Annotated in this window: 15 protein-coding genes and 2 pseudogenes; 8 read left to right on the top strand and 9 right to left on the bottom strand. The window is 71.5% G+C overall.

The genetic code is table 11. The features are described 5' to 3' along the window. From ACMATS_RS36765 to ACMATS_RS36755, 3 genes and pseudogenes are all read right to left on the bottom strand, one after another. Positions 1–543: a class I SAM-dependent DNA methyltransferase gene (locus tag ACMATS_RS36765; RefSeq protein ID WP_414170492.1), complete on the bottom strand. Its 543-nt coding sequence runs from the start codon at positions 541–543 to the stop codon at positions 1–3. Positions 544–603: 60 nt separating this feature from the next. Continuing rightward, positions 604–1,006 (bottom strand): annotated as a pseudogene (locus ACMATS_RS36760) (hypothetical protein). Between the two features lie 211 nt (positions 1,007–1,217). Continuing rightward, a pseudogene (locus ACMATS_RS36755) lies at positions 1,218–1,781 on the bottom strand (phosphotransferase family protein); the annotation flags it as partial. A gap of 120 nt (positions 1,782–1,901) precedes the next feature. Here ACMATS_RS36755 and ACMATS_RS36750 point away from each other — a divergent pair. Genes ACMATS_RS36750 through ACMATS_RS36740 form a run of 3 tightly spaced genes read left to right on the top strand, consistent with a single transcriptional unit; the run spans position 1,902 to position 7,451 of the window. Further along, complete coding sequence (locus ACMATS_RS36750) at positions 1,902–3,842, top strand: hypothetical protein (RefSeq protein WP_414170491.1); 1,941 nt, start codon at positions 1,902–1,904, stop codon at positions 3,840–3,842. After that, on the top strand, positions 3,839–5,839 hold the full coding sequence (locus ACMATS_RS36745) for a TOMM precursor leader peptide-binding protein (protein WP_414170490.1): 2,001 nt from the start codon (positions 3,839–3,841) through the stop codon (positions 5,837–5,839). Before ACMATS_RS36750 ends, ACMATS_RS36745 begins: the two co-directional genes overlap by 4 nt. A 46-nt stretch (positions 5,840–5,885) precedes the next feature. Then, positions 5,886–7,451, top strand: coding sequence for a SagB/ThcOx family dehydrogenase (locus ACMATS_RS36740; RefSeq protein ID WP_390779406.1), 1,566 nt, complete (start codon positions 5,886–5,888; stop codon positions 7,449–7,451). A gap of 62 nt (positions 7,452–7,513) precedes the next feature. Here ACMATS_RS36740 and ACMATS_RS36735 read toward each other — a convergent pair whose 3' ends face one another. Beyond that, complete coding sequence (locus ACMATS_RS36735; protein ID WP_390779407.1) at positions 7,514–7,642, bottom strand: hypothetical protein; 129 nt, start codon at positions 7,640–7,642, stop codon at positions 7,514–7,516. A gap of 211 nt (positions 7,643–7,853) precedes the next feature. Between ACMATS_RS36735 and ACMATS_RS36730 the strand changes: the two genes are divergently transcribed. From ACMATS_RS36730 to ACMATS_RS36715, 4 genes are all read left to right on the top strand, one after another. Further along, a complete protein-coding gene (locus ACMATS_RS36730; RefSeq protein ID WP_414170489.1) occupies positions 7,854–9,101 on the top strand; it encodes a hypothetical protein in 1,248 nt (415 codons plus the stop codon). Positions 9,102–9,193: 92 nt separating this feature from the next. Then, a complete protein-coding gene (locus tag ACMATS_RS36725) occupies positions 9,194–9,733 on the top strand; it encodes a hypothetical protein (protein WP_414170488.1) in 540 nt (179 codons plus the stop codon). A gap of 675 nt (positions 9,734–10,408) precedes the next feature. Then, a complete protein-coding gene (locus ACMATS_RS36720) occupies positions 10,409–10,939 on the top strand; it encodes a secondary thiamine-phosphate synthase enzyme YjbQ (protein WP_390779411.1) in 531 nt (176 codons plus the stop codon). A 186-nt stretch (positions 10,940–11,125) separates the two neighbouring features. Next, positions 11,126–14,647 (top strand): S8 family serine peptidase, encoded by a 3,522-nt coding sequence (locus ACMATS_RS36715; protein WP_414170487.1) that lies wholly within the window; start codon positions 11,126–11,128, stop codon positions 14,645–14,647. A gap of 181 nt (positions 14,648–14,828) precedes the next feature. Here the strand turns inward: ACMATS_RS36715 and ACMATS_RS36710 are convergent, their stop codons facing one another. The 3 genes from ACMATS_RS36710 to ACMATS_RS36700 all read right to left on the bottom strand — a co-directional run bounded on the left by ACMATS_RS36710 (position 14,829) and on the right by ACMATS_RS36700 (position 16,340). Beyond that, complete coding sequence (locus ACMATS_RS36710) at positions 14,829–15,344, bottom strand: MarR family winged helix-turn-helix transcriptional regulator (RefSeq protein WP_414170486.1); 516 nt, start codon at positions 15,342–15,344, stop codon at positions 14,829–14,831. A 64-nt stretch (positions 15,345–15,408) separates the two neighbouring features. Beyond that, positions 15,409–15,795, bottom strand: coding sequence for a phenolic acid decarboxylase (locus tag ACMATS_RS36705; protein WP_414170485.1), 387 nt, complete (start codon positions 15,793–15,795; stop codon positions 15,409–15,411). A gap of 203 nt (positions 15,796–15,998) precedes the next feature. Beyond that, the gene (locus tag ACMATS_RS36700) at positions 15,999–16,340 is read right to left on the bottom strand and encodes a hypothetical protein (protein WP_414170484.1); all 342 of its coding nucleotides are present in this window, start codon (positions 16,338–16,340) and stop codon (positions 15,999–16,001) included. A 162-nt stretch (positions 16,341–16,502) separates the two neighbouring features. Between ACMATS_RS36700 and ACMATS_RS36695 the strand changes: the two genes are divergently transcribed. Further along, complete coding sequence (locus tag ACMATS_RS36695; protein WP_390779415.1) at positions 16,503–17,096, top strand: DinB family protein; 594 nt, start codon at positions 16,503–16,505, stop codon at positions 17,094–17,096. A gap of 18 nt (positions 17,097–17,114) precedes the next feature. On the opposite strand, the gene ACMATS_RS36690 is transcribed toward ACMATS_RS36695, so the two are convergent. Together ACMATS_RS36690 and ACMATS_RS36685 are read right to left on the bottom strand one after the other, a co-directional pair. After that, positions 17,115–17,666 (bottom strand): GNAT family N-acetyltransferase, encoded by a 552-nt coding sequence (locus ACMATS_RS36690; protein WP_414170483.1) that lies wholly within the window; start codon positions 17,664–17,666, stop codon positions 17,115–17,117. Between the two features lie 53 nt (positions 17,667–17,719). Next, entirely contained in the window at positions 17,720–19,675 is a 1,956-nt protein-coding gene (locus tag ACMATS_RS36685) for a fructose-specific PTS transporter subunit EIIC (RefSeq protein ID WP_414170482.1), read from the bottom strand. Positions 19,676–19,756 lie beyond the last annotated feature (81 nt).

Genomic DNA, 19,756 nt, shown 5'->3' with positions numbered 1-19,756 from the left:
TCAGGACTTGCGGTGCACGGAAACGGCGTACTCCCCGTCGGTGAACGGTTCCCGGGACCAGGTCGAGTACCTGGATTCCAGGGTGAGTCCCGCCGCCCGGCAGTGCGCGTCGTAGTCGTCCAGCGTGTACCCGCGGTCCAGGGAGAAACCCGCAACAAGGCGGCCGCCCGGACACACATGGGCGGCCGCCCCGGCCACCAGGGCCGGTTCCGTTCCCGGCGGGGTGAACAGCGGGACGTTTCCCGCTGCCACCACGACGTCGAACGACTGCCCCAGATCGAGGCCGGCCAGGTCCTGCCGGCACCAGCGGATCTGCGGAGCCAGCCGCCGGGCAGTGGCGAGCATCGACTCGTCGATGTCCACACCCGTCACGGCGATGCCGTGACGGGCGAGCTCGATGGCCACCCGGCCCGTGCCGCAGCCCGCGTCAAGGACCGTGCCGGGCTCGAAGGAGCGGACCAGCGTGGCTTCGCCATGGACGTCTCCCCCGTCGGCAGCAATGCGGTCGAACCGGGCCTGGTACTCGTCACCGTTCCACGTCATGTGGCCAGAGTGACACATGCGTCACTCTGGCCACATGACCGATAGGCCGATTTCAGACCCTCACAGCGCTGCGGCATGGGCTCCTGTCGCACGTGGTGCCGCTGCCCACTGCAGGAGGAAGCGCAGACCGTCCTCGGCGGGAGTGCCAGGGGGTGCGGTGCAGGCGACGAGCTGTTGGTCGGGCTGGGTGTCGACGGCGAACTGCTGGACGTCGAGGGCGAGCGGGCCGGCCAGAGGGTGGAGGCAGGTCTTGGTGAGCTGCCGGGACCACAGACCCGGTGGTCGGCCCACCAGGCCCGGAAGTCCGGATCGCGGTCGCTCAGCTCACCCATCAGGGCAGCGAGTTCACGGCCCTCGGGATGGCGGCCGGCCTCCATCCGCAACACGGCGACGCACTCACGTGCCGCCCGGACCAGTCGGCATACAGCGCACGGTAAGCATCGTCGAGGAAAGTGAGGCGGATCAGGTTGCGCTCGTCGCCGGCGAGCAGGTCGAAGTCGGAAGTGAACGAGTTCGCCGATTCCTGGGCAGGCGAACGCGCGAACGCGTACGTCGAGCCGCGTCAGCTTGTTCCTTGACCTCCTCATCGCGCTGTGTGATGAGGAGGTCAAGGAACAAGCAAAGTGTGTTCTGCAGGCAGGTTCTGGGATGAGTAGAGTGATTTGACGGCCCTTCAGGACGTTGCCCGGATGGAAGTCCCGGTGCAGGAAGCAGGGTTCGCAGGCGGGAGGAGCCTGCCGGATGACGTCGACAGCCCGCTGCCACAGCTCCGGCCGCGCCGTGGACTCCGGCAGCGTCACCCGCTCCGGGGAGGTCCAGGGCTGCCACGTCCGCGGCCTCGTGTCCGCAGTCACCTCGACCCGGTGGATGCGCAGCAGTCGGGCGGCCAGCAGATCGGCACGCTGCCCGGCACCCTGATCGTCCACGCGGACGGTCCCGGGGAGCAGCGACATCAGCAAGGACGGGTGGTTGCAGCAGGCCGCCGTCGCGTCCACATCCACGAGTGCGGCTGCGGGCACGTCCGTCCCACCGAGCAGGCGCAGGACCGCGGCCTCACGTGTCAACAGGCCCTCGGCGTGCCGGACATAGAAGGGCTTGACGAAGGACCGCAGCACCAGGGAACGCCGCCACCCGTCCGGTCCCGAAATGCTCAGGCGGCGCATTTCCGAGGTCCAGCCGCCGCGCAGGCGCGCGACATCCTCTGTCCGCTCCCCGGCAGCACCCGAAGCCCGTGCCACGGCGGCCTGCCGGCCGACCGGTGGCGTTTTTGGCCCGATCCGTCCCCCGGCTCGGTGCGTTCCGCCGACGGCCAGGGGTAGGAGTGCCCTCAGTCGTCACACGGGCGGAGGTGAGCGGAGGTGCGTCCGAAGCTGCGGGGAACCGTACGCTACGTGCGCTGCCCGCAAGGGATCTATCTCCACGGCGACACCGGGAGCTGCACCCTCACCGGCCGCAGTCTGTACGACTGGATGACGCGGCTCGAACCGTTCCTGACCGGCCGGCACACCCTCGACGAACTCACCGCGGCGTTGCCCCCGGCCCACCGTGACATGGTGCGCAATCTGGTGGGCCTGCTCCAGCAGCACGGGTTCGTCACCGATGCGAGTCCGGAGCGCGGGCACGGGCTCACCGGTGCCGAATGCGAGGAGTACGCGGAGGAGATCGCCTTCGTGCGGCATGCCGCGGACTCCGCGGAGCACCGGTTCGAGCGGTTCCGCAGGGCTCGGCTGCTGCTGGCCGGTGGCGGCCCGGTGGCGTGGGCCGTGGTGGAGGCGGCACTGGCCGCCGGGTGCCGTGACCTGCGGGTTGCGGTGCCTCATGACGAAGTGACGTCCGCGCGGGAGGCCGCCGTACGCGGCCGCCGGGACGCCGCGCAGCACGCCGACATCGTCACCGGTGACGCCGCTGCGCTGCTGGACGGCATCGACGCGGTGCTCCACGTGTGCGCCACCGGGTGGCATCAGGATGCAGGCGAACTCGCCCGCATCTGCGACCGGGCCGGGCTGCCCCTGGGGCAGGTTCTCGTCACCGGCGGCGAAGCATGGCTGAGCCCCTTCGGTCTGCCGTCCGGGACTCAAGTCGACGGCGGCTGGCGGCGGCTGGGCGCTGCGCGCACGACCGGCACGGAGCCGGCCGATCCCTGGCTGACCGGCCCGGTGCCCGCTCTCGTGGCCTCCCACAGCGTCCTCGGCGCCTTCCGTCACTTCACCGGGCTGGACACACCGGCCACGGACCGGGATCCCGGCCCCCGGTTCACGTTGATCGACCTGTGCACGTTGCAGACCACCGACCACCCCTGCCTCCCCCATCCCGCTGCCTCACCAACCCCTTCCGGCACCCGCACCGACACCTCCGGCCCCGTCGACGCGCAAGACCTCCTGAACCGCATCAGCACCCTTGTGGACAGCCGCACCGGGGTGTTCACCTCCTTCTCCGAGGAGGACTTCCCGCAACTCCCCTTGTGGGCATGCCGCATTCAGGTCACCGACCCGCACGGGATCCTGCCCCGCGCCGTCACCCCGCCGGCCCCCGTGGGATGTGGCGACAGTCGCGAATCGTCCCGCACCCAGGCGCTGTTGAAGGGACTCACGGCCTACAGCTGGCTTGCAGGAGCAGTCACTCAGGGGCCCGCACCACTACCGGGCACCGACCTCCTCACGGGGGCTGCCGCACCGGTGCCGGCGCAGCAGGTGTACGCGCGCGGGGCACCCGACGAGCCCGGAACTGCCGTTCCGCCGGGGATGGCCTCCGCACTGGACTGGGACGCAGCCGTGGCCGCCGCGACGGGCGCACTCTGCGAAGCGCTCCTGGCCGACGCCCTCGCCCGCGGCGAGCCGGTCGGATGCATACCGGTGCCGCCCGACGACGAGGCTCTCACCGCTCAAGCCCGGCGCTGGTGGCGGCTGCTGAACACCTGCACCGGGCCGCTGTACGCCCGTCATGTGTACACGGTGCACTGGGCAGGTCTGCCGGGCCTGCCGTCCTGCGCCGTCACCACTGGCGACGGCCACCTGGTCCTGGCCTCCGGCGGCACCCGCGCCCAGGCCGTCTCCGGCGCCTTGCGCGACGCCCTGCTCGACTGGCAGGCGCACACGGCGGGACGGCCCGAGTGGGGGCCACCGCGCATCGCCGTACCCCCCGGACTGCTCGATTCCGCACCGGCCGCTCCCCCGTACCCCGACCGCACGCCCGTCGAGGCGCTCGCCGCGGCGGGACACCGGCCCGTCGCGGTCCGGCTCGACGCCGATCCCCTCACCGCCCGGCTCCTGCCGCACGTCGCCCGGGTCGTCCTGCAATGAACCGCAAACACAAACCCGAACACGGCACGGCACACCCGGTGGTGGCTCTCCTCGACGACAGCACGCGACTGGCCGCCCTCCTCCGGGAACTCGCCTCCCGGGTCCCGTCCGGCACGTCGATCACCGGCCGATCACCCGCAACGGACCTGCCGGCACCGCACCCCGGGCTGGTCGTCACCCTCACCGACACCCCCGCCGCCCTCGCCCGGGCAACGGCACAGCGGCACACGGCCGCACGCGGCCTTCCCTGGCTGCCCGTTCATGCCGAACAGGGGGCCGTCCTCATAGGACCCGTGTCCCTGCCGGGAGTTCCCGGGTGCTCCGAGTGCGCCGCTCACCGCCGCACGGCGAACCGGGAGAGCGGCGCGACTGTGGCGGCCCTGCGCGAAGCCCACGGCGAGACGCTCGACGACCTGCCCAGCGCCCCGATCGTCCCGCCGGCCGCCCGCGCCGCAGGCGCACTCGCCGCCGACGAGGTGTCGCGCATCGTCCACGGCACCGGCGAACCCCGCACGCTGCACGCCCTCCTGCGCCTCGACGGGCGGCTCGCCACCGTCACCCGTCACCCGGTCCTGCCGGATCCCCGGTGCAGCGCGTGCACACCCGGCGCGCGGCACGATGGGCGCGCGCTGCTACCACTCCCGGGCGCGGCAGTGCGGACGGTCAAACCCGCCGCGTCCGCCTACCGTCTTCAGCCGCTCGACGCCGAGTTGACGCAACGGCATACGGATCCCCTCACCGGGCGGGCCACCCGTGTCACCGCCGGGGTCCAGGGCGGCTGCGTCGTCGCCACCGCCACCCGCGCCCCGTCGGAAGGTGCGGCCAACGGCAACCACGGCTTCGGCCGCGCCCTGGATTTCACCACCGCCCGCCTCACTGCCGTCGCCGAGGCCCTCGAACGTGCCGCCGGCGAACGGCCGGAGGCCGGCGGCGAGGTGGTGCGGGCGCCCTACACATCCGTCGCCGGGCATGCGCTCGACCCCGCCGCCCTCGGCCTGTATCCCGACCGCCGCCACGACCTGCCGGACTTCCCCTTCCGCCGCTACCGGCCGAATGCCCCGATGGCATGGGTGCGGGGCCACTCCCTCGCCTCCGGCGCACCCGTGCTCGTCCCCCTTGCCTACGCGTACTACGGCTCGGGCGAGGACGAGTTCGTCTACGAGTGCTCCAACGGCTGCGCCATGGGCAGTGGTCCGACCGAGGCGGCCCTGCACGGTCTGCTGGAGGTCGCCGAGCGCGACGCGTTCCTGCTGACCTGGTACGCGCGGCTCCCCGGCCGCCGTGTCGACCTCGACGCCTGCCTGGACCAGCGCATCCCGCTGCTCGTCGAACGCGTGCAGCACGAGACGGGCTACCGGCTGTCCGCGTACTTCGTGCCGACGGAGCAGCGCATTCCCGCATTCTGGATGATGGCCTGCGACACCCGCCCCTCCCCGCACCGGCCCCGCACCCTCAACGGTGCCGCCGCACACATCGACCCCGAACAAGCCCTGCTGGGCGGCCTGTTGGAGGTCGGCTCCGCAGTGGACGGCCTGGCGGACCGCTACGACCCGCAGCGCGCCGCCCGGATGGCGGCTTCCCCGGACGAAGTGCGGGAGATGGGCGACCATGCGCAGTTGTACGGGCACCCCGACGCCGCCGCCCGGCTGTCCTTCCTGACCGTGTCGGGTCCGCTCATCACGCCCTGGGAGGTGGCGGACCTCTGCGCGTGGCCCGCCTCCGCGGACCTGGCCGGCGACCTCGCCGAGGCGGCCGGCCGCTACCTCGCCCACGGCATGGACGTCGTCGCGGTCGACCAGACCACTGCGGAGCAGGCCGCGAGCGGGCTGACGTCCGTCAAGGTGATCGTGCCGGGCACGTTGCCGATGACCTTCGGCCACCGCTACCGCAGAGTCGACGGCCTGCCCCGGCTGCAGACGCTCCCGCGTCTCCTCGGACACCGCGACCACGACCTCAAGCCTTCGGAGCTCAACCCGCACCCCCATCCGTTCCCGTGACAGCAGACAAGACAAGACCAGACCAGATCCACCGGAGGGACCCCGCATGCCGAGCCTGCCGGCGCCATCGCAGCGCGGTCACGCTTTGGCCGCCTACCTGCCGTACTCCAGGGCCCCGGCGGCGACCGGCGGCTCCCCCGGCACGCAGGACGTGCCGCCCTCCTACAAGCGGTACGCCCGGGCGCCGCGCACCGTCCTGCCGTGGCACGCACCCGACCCCGGCACCCCGCAGGGAAGGTTGTCGCTGCTGCTCCGCGAGACGCACGGCCTGGTGCGCGAGCGCTGGCTGCACCCCCTCACCCTGGCCACCCGTCCGCTGGGAACCCCGCCGGTCGCAACCGTCGGCCGCCCGGCACCCTCCGGCGGGGCGCGGTACCCCACGGAGGTCTACGTTTCACCCCCGGGCAGCGAGCAGCAGGCGCAGGGGCTTTACCACTACGACCCCGTCCATCACGCCCTGGAGCAGGTCCGCGGCGGCGACCACCGCGCCGCGCTCACCGCCGCCCTCGGTGAGCCACCGGCCGCACCGGCCACGACCGTGCTGGTCATCACCACCGTGTTCTGGCGCACCGGCGTGAAATACGGGGAGTTCGGGTACCGGCTGCAGACGCAGGAAGCGGGGGTTCTGGCGGCCCAGGCCCTCGCGGCCGGCTCCGCGGTCGGGGCGCGGGGAGCGCTGCACCTGTCGTTCGACGACCTCCGTGTCAACGCGCTGCTCGGGCTGCCCGACGGGGGCGAGGAAGCCGCGCTGGCCGTGGTGACGTTCACGCACGACGAGGACGCGCCACCGGCACCGCGCCAGACCGGGGAGGCGCCCGGGGTGCCGGTCGTGGAGCGGCCTTCTCAACCGGTCCTTGCGCACCGGCTGCCGGTCGGCACCGCGCTGCACTGGGCCACCATGCGAGCACCCACGGGAGCCGGCCGTGCACCGCGGCCGTCCGTTACCCCGCCCTCGCCCTCGTCCGGTACGGACGTCCGCCTGCCGCCCGTGGCTGCGGAACCGGACCGCCAGGTGCACCGACTGCCGTCACCGCTGCGGGGTTTCCTCCCGCACCCGGCCCCCCTCGCGGCGCTCGCCACCGTCCTCGCGGCCGCGTCCGCGCCCTGTCCCGGTGACCTGGACGGCTTGCTGGGCTCCGAGGAGGTCCGGCTGCACTGCCTGGCGTCCCGGGTCGAGGGAGTGGCCCCGGGCCTGTATGCGTATGGGGGCGCGGAGCACGTGTTGCGGCCGACCGGGGGCCAGCGGGCACTGGAGGAGCTGTGCTGGTCCGTGACGGCGGGTGCCACGCGGCTGGCCTGGGCGGAGAGCGCGTTCACCCTGTTCGCCACCGGTGATCCGCAACAGGTCCACAAGGTGGCCGAGTTGGGTGACCGCTGGTACCGCGTCCTGCAGGCCCGCACCGGTGCGGCCCTGCACCGGGCGGCGCTGGCCGCCGCGGGCTGGGGCCTGGCGGCACGCATCTTCTCGGACACGAGCACCGACGCCGTGGCGGCGTTCCTGGGGTGCGCCGACGGTTCGCAGGTCCTGGCCGCGCTGCCGGTCGGCCGGACCAGGCCGGGCCCGGCCGTGGACCGCCGTGCGGTCACCGGACCGGGGCCGACCCGCTCGTGACGGGCCGCGGGCAGAGCCGGCAGCCCGGGACGGGCTGCCGGTCGTGGTCCGCTGTGCGTGCGTTACTTACCGCACCATGCACACAGCCCGCCACAGAACTTCTGGTCGGCGGCTTCCGCCTCGGCGGGGGCCGCGACCGCTATCTCCTCGACGGGCAGGTCGGAGAGGTCGAAGGCAATCTGCTCGGACACGTTCATAGCGGTCCCTCCTTATGGATAGATAGCGCTATTTCGGCCTTCGATGGTAGGTGGCGATGCCACGCGTCTGACAGCGGTTATCAGGCCGCAATGTCCCGGAACCGCCGATCACTCAACCAACCGTGACAAAGTGAGGGGTTCTGTACTTATGCCGACGAATTCCGCACGCCAGTCCGCCCCTTCTCCGGCCGCGGACCGACTCCCCTTGGTGCACGAAGACCTGCCGCTGCCACTGGAGCACACTCCCGACACATGGCGCGATCACATCGGTTTCCCGTTGTGGCCGCAGGCCGCACTCCTCGACCCGGCTGCACAGGCACTCCTGGAGGAACGGCTGTTGCTCGCCGTGACGTGCCTGGAACGCGTGACGGTACGCTGCCGCGACGACAAGGACCTGCTGTCCTTCCTCGGGCTCCCACCGCTCCTGCAGCAGTGGGCCCTGCAGGAACCACCGCTGCCCCGGGGCGGATTGGACTACTGCCGGCTCGACCTGGCGGGCCGGCGCACCGGCGACGTACGGATTCTGGAGTTCAACGGCGGCTGCCCGCTGGGGCTCATCAGCGCGGGCCTGCTCGTACGCCACTGGCGCAGGCACCATCCCGGGCTCGCCGAGGCCCTGCGCGGCCGCGACACCGTGCCGTTCCCCCTCGAGGGGGAGACCTGGTTCGTCGACGCCCTGACCCGGCTGGCCGCCGAGCGCGAACCGACCGCGACGGAGCCGCCCGGCACCCTGACGATCGTCTGCGACCCCGGCGCCGAGCGATTCATCGAGACCGCCGAGCTCCTGGCCCAGGCCCACCGCCGGGGCATCGACGCGAAGCTGACGGCGGGAGAACACCTCACCACCGCCTCCTCCGGCCCGGCATCGCTCGGCTTCCTGCTGCACGACCTGCCCTCGTTCATCGACCGGCTCCCGGGCCGGCAGGGCCTGTGCGAGGCCATGGCCGACGGACGCATGACCGTGCCCAACGGGCTGCTGGGCCGCGCCGTCGGGGACAACAAGCTCGGCATGGCCGTCCTGTCCGACCCGCGCTTCGCCGGCCTCTTCAGCGAACACGAGCGGCGGATCCTGGCCTCGGTCGTCCCCTGGAGCCGCAAGCTCGGGGACGGGGTGACGACCCGGGAAGTGCTCGACGCACGCGAATCACTGGTCCTCAAACCGCCGTTCGGCGCCCGCAGCGAGGGGATCCTGGTCGGCCGGTTCTGCACGGAGGAGCAATGGCGGGAGGCGGCCTCCTCCCCCGCGTGCGCGGGGTGGCTGGTACAGGAGTACGTGGCACCGGAGGAACTGGCGGACCCCGGAGGCAGCACCCCGCTGCACCGCATCATGGCGGCCGGCTTCCTCGGCGGCCGCCCCGTCGGCTGGGTGAGCCGCGTCAGCACCACGATCGTCTCCAACTCCGGGCCGGGCTGGGGGATGCAGGTGGTGCTCGCCGCCGGCGGGAGGCGCTGACGGTCTCCGCCATCACTTCTGCAATGATCATGACAGTTGAAAATCGATCACTGATCGACAGATCGATTGCACCACCCAACGGGAGAACCCTCGTGTCACTGCGCAAGACCTCGGCCATCGCCCTGCTGGCCTGCACCGCCGCCCTTTCCCTGACGGCCTGCGGCCCCAACAGCTCGTCCGACGACAAGGCGTCGTCCAAGGCATCGTCCAAGCCGTCGGCCGCGCCCGGCTCCGCCGCACCCGCTCAGGACGGCACGTCCGACAAGCACTGCGGCAACCCGAAGCCGGGCCACAAGGAGGTGATCGTCGACTCCGAGAGCGCCGAGAGCGGGGAGATCGACTACCACGAGGTCAAAGGGGTCTCCTGCAAGGCCGACGGGACGCACAAGTGGCAGAGCACCGGCAAGACGGGCACGTCCCACCTGGCGCACGGTGACACCAAGGTCCAGCTGATCGACGACAAGGGGCAGCTCACCAGCTCCTCCACCTCCGCCGCGAAGGACAAGCTCCTGGAGTGCTGGCACCACCCGAAGACCACGCCGCACGGGCCCTGCCTCGACAATTCGTATGACATCGTCGACCAGGGCCGGAACGTCGGCATCACCGAACTGATGCAGCTCAAGGGCGAGTGAAGCGGCGGGGCGGGCGGCCAGGCGCGGGCCTGCGACGAACGACGACTCGACGTCACCGGGCGAAGTCACCGCCGGCGGCGGCCTCGACGCCCCGAACGACACCAAGGCCGCGGCGCTGGACAAGACGCTCCAGACGCGGATCAACAGCTCGGCGGGCGCCCGGAAGGCACTGGCCGCGGCGCAGTCGGACCAGGTCCTCGCCACGATCTACGCGGACAAGGACTTCGGCGGCGATTCCCTCAACCTCATAGGCAGTAGCTGCGGCACCCGCTTCTTCAGCCGCTTCGGGGCCGACTGGAACGACCGCGTCAGCTCCGTCAACACCGGCGCCTGCAGGACCATCACCCTCTACCAGCACGCCGACTTCCTCGGCTTCAGCCAGTCCTACAGCGGTGCCGTCCCCTACGTGGGCGACACGATGAACGACCAGGCCAGCTCGGCCACCTTCTCCTACTGAGCGGCCGGACGCACTCATGCGGGGCGACGCGGGGCACGGTCCCGTACGCCCCGCATCGACCGGTACCCCCTCTGCCGTTCCGCCGGAAGGGCGCCTCCGCAAACCGGACCACCGCGGATGCGCTGCCTTCCAGGCCGGAACTGCCGTTGGCGGGGCACGGCCGGCACGGGCATGGTGCGGATGTCCGTCCGAGAAACCGCCACCGCCATGGAGGTGCCATGACCACCGTCTCGCGTACCGGCATCGACATCGTCTCCCGTCGAGTCATGCCGCCCGGCAGCCACCTCGTGCTCACGGTCCTCCTCCGGGTGACCACCCACCACCCCGAGGAGGACGTGGACCTGACCGGACAGTTGCACCGGCTGGTGGCCGAAGCCGGTATCGCCGAGGGAAGCGTGCACCTGTACTGCGGGCACACCACCTGCGGTCTCCTCGTCAACGAGCCCGAAGCCGGCCTGGAGGACGACACCAGCCGGGCTCTCGAACGTCTCCTGCCGCACAGCGACCACCACCCCTACGCGCATGGCAGGCACCGCGGTCCCGAAGAACGGTCCCATCACGGCGAACGGGACAACGGCCACTCCCACCTGCGCACCATGCTCGCCACCCACCCCGAGCTGCACATCCCCATCACCAACGGCGCGCTCCACCTCGGCCGTTGGCAGGCGGTCGTGCTGGCCGAGCACGACGGCCCCCGCACCCGCGAACTCCTCCTCCGCGTCCACGACGACCTGGCGCGCCCCGCCTGACCGCACTCCACTGCACTGCATTTCCGGGGAACATCTGCACGTTCGCCCCCTTGCCGGGACCTCAACGATGCGCTGAAATGCGTGAGCTTGTCGGGACGAGTGTTCCAGAAGCACGCACGTGTCCGGCAACGGAACACGTGGGCTCTGGCATGCCTCCTGGCGTCTCATCCAGACGAAAGGATGTCGATGTTCAGCTGGCGGAAACCGCAGCTGGCAGGCGTCACCCTGGCTGCCGCATCCATGGCCCTGACCTTCGGGACCACCGCGAACGGCGCCGAGTTGACTCCTGCACCGACTGCCCAGGCGCTCTCGGACAACGGAGCGCCGCAACCTGTGATCGTGGTCCTCAAGGACCAGATATCCAACGCCCCGGCCGATGCAGGCCACTTGGCGGCGCGGAAACGGGAGGCCACGTCCGCACAGGCCCCGCTGCTGGCGAAGGTCAAGGCCGGCGGTGGTACGCACGTCAAGAGTTTCGTGGTCGGCAACGCCTTCTCCGCCACGGTCGGTCCGGCGCTGCGCGCTGCCCTGGCGGCCGACCCCGCCGTCGCCTCGGTCGTCCCGGACGAGACCGTGAAGGTGAGCCCGCCGAGCACCACCGCACCGGGTGCACCGGGCGCACCAGGCGCTCCGGGAGGCCCCAAGGGGCCGAAAGCCGTCGCGCCCCACGCCGAGGGCGACGGCAATGGCAACAGCAACGACACCGGCAAGGACAACGGCAAGAACCCGTACGCGATTTGCCCCAGCGACCCGTCCAAGCCGCTGCTGGAGCCCGAGGCGCTGTACTCGACGCACGTCGAGGACACCCCCGGCACCCCCGGAGCCCACCAGATCGCCACCGGCAAGGGCGTCAAGGTCGCCTACATAGCCGACGGCCTGGACCCGGACAACCCGGACTTCATACGCCCCGACGGCACGCACGCGGTCGTCGACCACCAGGACTTCACGGGCGACGGCTGGGACGCGCCGAGCGGTGCCGCGGAGGCCTTCGGCGACGCCTCGGCGATGGTCGCGCAGGGCCGGGAGAGCTACGATCTGTCGAAGTTCGTCAATCCCACCCACCCGCTGCCCGCCGGATGCACCATCCGCATCAAGGGTTTCGCGCCCGATGCCTCGTTGGTGGCGCTCAAGGCCGGTGGCCTGACCTCGCTCCCCAACTCGGCGATTCTGCAGTCCATCGACTACGCCGTGTCGGTCGCCCACGTCGATGTGCTCAACGAGTCGTTCGGCAGCAACGTCACTCCGGACAGCGGTGCGCACGACACCATCTCGCTGTTCAACGACGCGGCGGTCGCGGCCGGTGTGACGGTGACCGTCTCCAGCGGTGACGCCGGCATCAACGGCACCATCGGCGCTCCGGCCACCGACCCGCATGTGATCTCCACGGGCGCTTCGACGGACAACCGGAGCTATCTGCAGACCGGTTACGCGGCCTCGCAGTTCTCCAACGGCACCTGGTCGAACAACCGGATATCCGCGCTGTCCTCCGGCGGTTTCACCCAGGCCGGCCGCACCGTGGACCTGGTCGCACCCGGTGAGGCGGACTGGGCGCTGTGCTCGCCCAAGATCAGCGTGTTCACCGAGTGCACCAACTACAACGGCACCGGCAGCGCGATCCAGCCGTTCGGCGGCACCAGCCAGTCCGCCCCGCTGACCGCCGGAGCGGCGGCCCTGGTGATCCAGGCCTACCGGGACGGCCACCACGGCCAGTCGCCGGCTCCCGCGCTGGTCAAGGCGCTCCTGACCGGTACCGCCCAGGACCTCGGCCTGCCCGCCCAGGAGCAGGGCGCCGGTCTGCTGAACGCACGGGCCGCCGTGGAGGCCGCCCGTGGCTACCACAGCTCCTCGGGCGCCGAGCAGAGCAGCACCGTTGCCGTCACCACCGGCCAGCTGGACATCTCCGGCAAGCCGGGCTCCGGCCACACCGCCGACGTCACCGTGGTCAACACCGGGCACACCACCCAGACGGTGACCGGTGCCACCCGTACCTTCGCGCCGCTGGCCAACTCCCGGCAGACGGTGCAGCTTGACTCCTCCGCCGACCCGAAGTTCGCCTATGCGACGAACGGTGCGACGTGGGTGCACCACGAGGTGACGTTCACCGTGCCGCAGGGCGCCGACCGGCTCGCCGCGTCGATCGCCTGGCAGGGCAAGCCGCAGCAGTCCGGCGCCAACATCGTGACCCCGGTGGTCCGGATGACGCTGCTGGACCCGTCGGGCAAGCTGGAGACCAACACCCGTCCGCAAGGCGGCCCGGTCTCCCCCGACTTCGGCATCGTGGACGTACCGCACCCGGTCGCGGGCACGTGGACGGCGGTCCTCTACACCCCCGAGGGCAGCAACGGCTTCACCGGTCCGGTGCTGCTGGACACCGCCACCCAGCGCGCGGTGCCGGACGGTCCGGTCAGCCCGAAGGCGACCGAACTGGCGCCGGGACGCAGCACCACGCTGCACGTGCACCTCACCACGCCGAAGACCGGTGGCGACAGCGCCGAGTCGATCACCGTGGCCAGTTCGAACGGCCGCACCACCAGCGTTCCCGTGATCCTGCGCAGCCTGGTCCCGCTCTCCGGCGAGGGCGGCAGCTTCACCGGCACGATCACCGGCGGCAACGCCCGTGACGTCTCGCCCGCGCAGTCCTTCACCTACGCCTTCGACGTGCCCAGGGGCCACCGCGACATCCGCGCCGGAGTGACGCTCAGCGACCCGAACGTGCTGGTGCAGGGCGCGCTGATCAGCCCCAACGGCACACCCGTCGACATCGAGAGCAACGCGCTGCTCAACGCCTCCGGTGCCGTCACGGGCACCACGAAGGGCGTGTCGGCCACCGCGATCCATCCGGTGGCAGGGCGCTGGCGGTTCGTGCTGAACGTCCTCAACCCGGTCAGCGGCGCCGAGTTGGACCAGCCGTTCCGGGGCACCGTCGGCCTCGACCAGGACCGGGCGACCGTCACCGGCCTGCCCCACAACACCAAAACCAGGCTGGCGGCCGACAAGCCCACCACGCTGCAGGTGGCGTACACCAACAACACCGCGGCCACCCAGATGATCCACGCCGACGGCCGTCTCACCGACAAGATGGTGGACGTCCCGCTGGTGCCGCAGGGCACCTCGGCCACCGTCGCACTGCCGCTGCACCCGAACTCGATCACCCCGAGCTTCCTGGTGCCGCCGGGCACCGACCGGTTGACCGCGGTCGCGGCCTCCTCGACGCCCGTGCAGCTGGAGTTGAGCGGCACAGCCGGTTCGCCGGACGTGTTCGGCGACCTCAAGGAGGCGCAGGACGGTTCGGCCGTCTCGGTCGTCAAGGACTTCGGCAGCACCCGGCAGCCGGTGGTTCCGGGCTTCTGGAGCAGCTACGTGCAGCAGATCGGCCCGTTCCCGGCCGCCGGCGCTCCCGAGGGCACGTCGACCATCACCGCCGACGCCCACACCCTGGCGTTCGACCCGGCGCTGGCCTCCAGCACCAACGACCCGTTCGCGGCCGCGGTGAACGCCTCGGCCCCGACGCTCGCCCCGGTCACCGTCCAGCCGGGCGCCACCGGTGCGCTCCAGGTCACCATCACCCCGCACGGCCAGAAGGGCAGCACCGTGCACGGTGTGCTGTACCTGGTGACCGCGCCGAGCGCGATCACCACCGCCAACAACCAGCTGGGCACCACCGGTTCGGTGCTCGCGGCGGTCCCGTACAGCTACACCATCGCCTGACGCCCGCCCGATGCACGCCTGACCGCTGTCGTCGAACAGGCCGAGGCCGCCCCGGAGTTGGGGCGGCCTCGGCTGCTTTGCTGCCGCACCGAAGCCCGAGTGAGGCTAGCCATACTGAGCGGGCGGAGCTGCAGCCGGACCACGGCAACGGTGACCGTACTGCCGCCGGGCCGTTCGTCCGCTACCCCGCGGCCCCCGGCGGCGCCTCGGGCCGGCTGTCGGCCCGCAGGTCGGGAGGCAGCGGTGCCGGGCTCAGGTGCGGCAGGACGCTGAGGGCGATGTCGACCAGGCTGGCCTGCTGCTGCGGTGTGAGGTGGTCCAGCAGATAGCGGCGGACGCCATTCACGTGGACGGGAGCAGCGGCACGCAGCGCCGCAGCCCCTGTGTCGGTGAGGATGGCGTGGGCGCGGCGGGGGTCGTCCGCGTCGTCCGCCCGCACCACCAGGCCGCGCTCCTGCATGCGGCGGATCTGATGGGAGACCCGGCTCTTGGACCACTGGGCCTCGGCGCCCAGTTCGCTCAGGCCCAGCCGCCGGCCGGGGGCCTCGGAGAGCAGGACGAGCACGGTGTAGTCGGCGCTCGACAGGCCCACCTTGCGCAGGTCCTGACTCAGCCGCGCCTCCAGCATCTCGCTCATCGCGACGTAGCCGCGCCAGGCGCGGGCCTCGTCCCGGTCCAGCCAGTTCGGTTCATTCACGTCGGCCAACCTTAGTGAGTGGGCCGGGCCGGACCGGGACGCGGGTAGGGGCGCGTACGACCCCTCAGCACGCGACGCGGAAGGTGCCCTCGAGGTCCAGGCGCTGCTTGGCACCGTCCTGCTCGAACTCGATGACGGCCGTCACCGTCTTCTTGTTCCAGTTCTGCACCTGCTCGACGGTCGTGCCGTCGGCCTCGGTCCACTTCAGCCGGTAGACGCCCGGGGACTTCTCATGGTGCTCGACCTTCACCGTGCCCTCGGCCGGGTCCTGGCCGGCGAGCACCTTCCAGTGGGCGGTGTCCGCGCCCTCGAAGCGCAGCTCGAACTTGTAGCCGTTGTCGTAGGAGATCCGCAGGGTCTCATCGGCGAAGTCCGGCGCGGCGGTCCGGGCCTCGGCAGCGGCGCGGACGGGTGCACGTCCCGCGTCTGCCGGGGCGTCCGCCTGGGCCACGACCGGGGTGAGCGTCAGCAGCGCGGTGGACAGTGCGGCGATCGCCCCGAGGCCGAGGGCCGTGCGGCGGTGGGTCGTCCGCTGTTCGAGTCGGTGGCGGTTCTGGGACGCGAGCGCACTCTCGCTCGGATCGATGCGGCGGTGGAGCAGTTGCCCGAGGTGGCCTGAGCGCTCGCAGCCCGGCCTGCTGCTGAAGGTTGCGCCTACGGCAGGGCCTCGAGGAAGCCCGTGACGCTGTACTCGCCGTCTGCGGTGTCGGTACCGGCCCCGGAGCCCCCGGCTGCGTCGAACTGCAGGACGGCGGGGCCGTCCACATAGAGACGTACCGCGTGGCTGAAGCCGAAGAACCGGCGAATATTGCTGGGTGGTGTGCCGCATTCGACCCACGGAAACGCGTACCGGATCGTGCCGACGGTGATGAAGGCCGCACCGAGGATGCCGCCGCCGTCTGCGGAGTAGAAGCCCGTCACGGTCTCGATGGTCAGGCGCTTGCCCGCGGGGACTTGGTCGGGCAGGACGCATCGCCCGGCGCTCGTGTGGTCCATGGCGCCTCCGGAGCGGAACACTTCCATCTACTGCCTCCCGGCGACACAACCATGCGTAGCAATATGGGCACGCAAGGTTATCGGCCTCGTTGACTCCCGGGCAACATCGGCGAGCCGGCGGCGTCCCGGCTCACACGCTCGCACGAGCGGCAGACTGTCCTCATGACCACATCTGATCCCAAAGCCGACCTTCACTCCTACCTGCAGTCCGCCCGCGATGCCCTGCTGTGGAAGCTCGAAGGGCTTTCGGAGTACGACGTCCGCCGCCCGCTGACGCCGACCGGAACCAACCTCCTGGGCCTGGTGAAACATGTGGCCGGCGTGGAACTGGGCTACCTCGGCGACACTTTCGGACGGCCGTCCGCCGAGCCGTTGCCCTGGCTCGAGGACGGCGCCGAGCCCAACGCGGACCTGTGGGTCACCGCCGACGAGTCGCGCGAGCACATCGTGGAGCTCTACCGCCGCGCCTGGGCGCACGCGGACGCGACGATCGACGCGCTCGCGCTGGACACGATCGGCAAAGTGCCATGGTGGCCCGACGGCAAGAACGAGGTGACGCTGCATCATGCCGTGGTGCGCGTGATCGCCGATACGCACCGGCACGCGGGGCACGCCGATATCGTCCGGGAACTCATAGACGGTGCCGTCGGGATGAGCAAGGGCAACGACAGCATGGCGCCGGGCGACTCGGCATGGTGGGAAAACCATCGCAACCGGCTGGAGCGTACGGCCCGGGAAGCCGGCCGGGACGCGTAGCGGTATGACGTAGCGGTATCAAGCGGTCGTCTCGGCGGAGTCCCGCTTCCACTCCTGGGCGAGGAGCCCGAGCAGTACCTCGTCCAGGAACTCGCCCAACACCCAGGCCGCGGAGCGCCGTACGCCTTCGCGGACGAAGCCGTTGCGCTCGGCGGAGCGCAACATCGCGGCGTTGTCCGACAGCGTCTCGACCTGCAGCCGCTGCAGGCCGCGCACGACGAAACCATAGTGGCACAACACCGCAACCGCGTCGGTGCCGTAGCCCTTGCCGCGGGCGGACGGCAGCAGCCCCAGCCCGAGGTGCGCGGACCGGTTGTGGGTGTCTATGCCCCACAGTGTCGCGTCGCCGAGCAGCATGCCGCCTTCCAGCTCCACCACGGAGAACCGGACGGTCCGTTGATCCGTCTCGTCCACCACGAGCCGCGGATCCTTCGAGCCGGGCACGACCGGCCGCCACGGCCCGCCCTCGGCCCGCGAGGAGTTGACTACGTCGTCGTAGAGCCCGGCCCGCAGGATCGGGACGTCGTCCTCGTACCGGGCCCTGAGCCCGACCTTGCTGCCTCGTAACATGCGAGCTTCCTACCCGGCCGGGCCGGCCGGCGGCAAACCGATTTGCGGTCGCCTCAGTTGGCCGCGACGGTCGCCTTCGCTTCGCCGGGCCGGGCGGCAGAGGTCGCGTGCGTCGCGCGGAAGCCCTTCAGGAGGATCACCAGGGCCGCCGTGACGGCCGTGCCGGACGCGACGGCCAGCAGGTAGAGCAGCGGCTGGCCGATCAGCGGGACCACGAAGATGCCGCCGTGCGGGGCACGCAGGCTGCAGCCGAAGGCCATGGACAGAGCGCCGGTGACCGCACCGCCCGCCATGGCGGAGGGGATGACCCGCAGGGGGTCGGCGGCGGCGAAGGGGATCGCGCCCTCGGTGATGAAGGAGGCGCCGAGCACCGAGGCCGCCTTGCCGTTCTCCCGCTCGGTCCTGGTGAAGAGCCGGCCGCGCACGGTCGTGGCCAGCGCCATCGCCAGCGGCGGGACCATGCCGGCCGCCATCACCGCGGCCATCACCTTCAGGCTGCCCTCGTTGGGGTGGGCGAGGCCGCCGACGGCGAAGGCGTAGGCGACCTTGTTCAGCGGGCCGCCGAGGTCGAAGCACATCATCAGGCCGAGGACGACGCCCAGGATGACCGCGTTGGCGCCGGAGAGGCCGGACAGCCAGTCGGTCAGGGCCTTCTGGAGTGCGGCGACCGGCTTGCCGACCACCAGGAACATCAGGAAGCCGACGACGGCCGAGGAGACCAGCGGGATCACGACAACGGGCATGATGCCGCGCAGCACCGGGGGAATGCCGGCCCGCTGGATCGCCATCACCACCGCGCCCGCCAGGAGACCGGCGATCAGGCCGCCGAGGAAGCCCGCGTTGATGGTGAGCGCGACGGCGCCCCCGACGAAGCCCGGGACCAGGCCGGGCCGGTCGGCCATGCCGTACGCGATGAACCCGGCCAGGACCGGGACGAGGAAGCCGAACGCGACGCCGCCGACCTGGAAGAAGAGGGCCGCCCAGCTCGTGGACTCGGTCCAGACGAAGTGCTCGGCGACGGACGGCGCCTTGTCGATCGTGTAGCCGCCGATGGCGAAGGCGAGGGCGATGAGCAGACCGCCGGCGGCGACGAACGGCACCATGTAACTGACGCCGGTCATCAGCCACTTGCGCAGCCGGGCGCCGAAGCCGTCGGCCTCGTCACGGTCTTTGTCCATACTGTGCCTGTCCATCGGCGCGGTGCTGCGCGCCGGGGCGCTCGCGTCGCCGCGCCCGGCCTTCTCGCGTACCTCGGCGATGAGTTCGGCGGGGCGGTTGATGCCCGCCTTCACCCCGACGTCGACGATCGGCTTGCCGGCGAACCGTTCTTTCTCCCGTACCTCGACGTCGTGCGCGAGGATCACGCCGTCCGCGTCCGCGACGACCTGCGGGTCGAGCCGCTCGAACCCGGCCGAGCCCTGTGTCTCGACGCTGACCACGACGCCGGCGGCCTTGCCCGCCTTCTCCAGCGACTCGGCGGCCATGTAGGTGTGCGCGATGCCGGTGGGGCAGGAGGTGACGGCGACGATGCGGAAGGGGGCGGCGGGGGCCGGTGCCGGTGCCGCCGGTTCGCCGCCGCGGATCAGGGCGGCGGCCCGCTCCGGCTCGGTCGCCGAGCGCAGCGCGCCGGTGAACGCCTCGTCCATGAGGTGACGGGCGAGTGACGACAGGATCGTCAGGTGGTCCGCGTCGCCTCCCGTGGGGGCCGCGATCAGGAAGATCAGGTCGGCCGGGCCGTCCGGCGCCCCGAAGTCGACGCCGGAGGCGCTGCGCCCGAAGGCCAGCGTCGGCTCCGTGACGTGCGCGCTGCGGCAGTGCGGGATGCCGATACCGCCGTCCAGGCCGGTCGGCATCTGGGCCTCGCGCGCGGCCACGTCCGCGAGGAAGCCGTCCAGGTCGGTGACGCGGCCGAGCGCGACCATGCGCTCGGCCAGCGACCGGGCGGCGGCTTCCTTCGTTTCTGCGGACAGGCCGAGGTCGACCAGTTCCGCGGTGATCAACTCACTCATCGCGGGCTCCCTTGCACGCGGTACCGCCGCGGGGGCGGTGAAGGGTGGGACAGAGGGTGGCAGGGGATCAGGGGGCCGGTC

The organism is Streptoverticillium reticulum, from assembly GCF_047456005.1.
In the GTDB taxonomy this organism is placed as follows: Bacteria; Actinomycetota; Actinomycetes; order Streptomycetales; family Streptomycetaceae; genus Streptomyces; species Streptomyces reticulum.
This window is presented reverse-complemented; position numbering and strand designations above follow the sequence as displayed.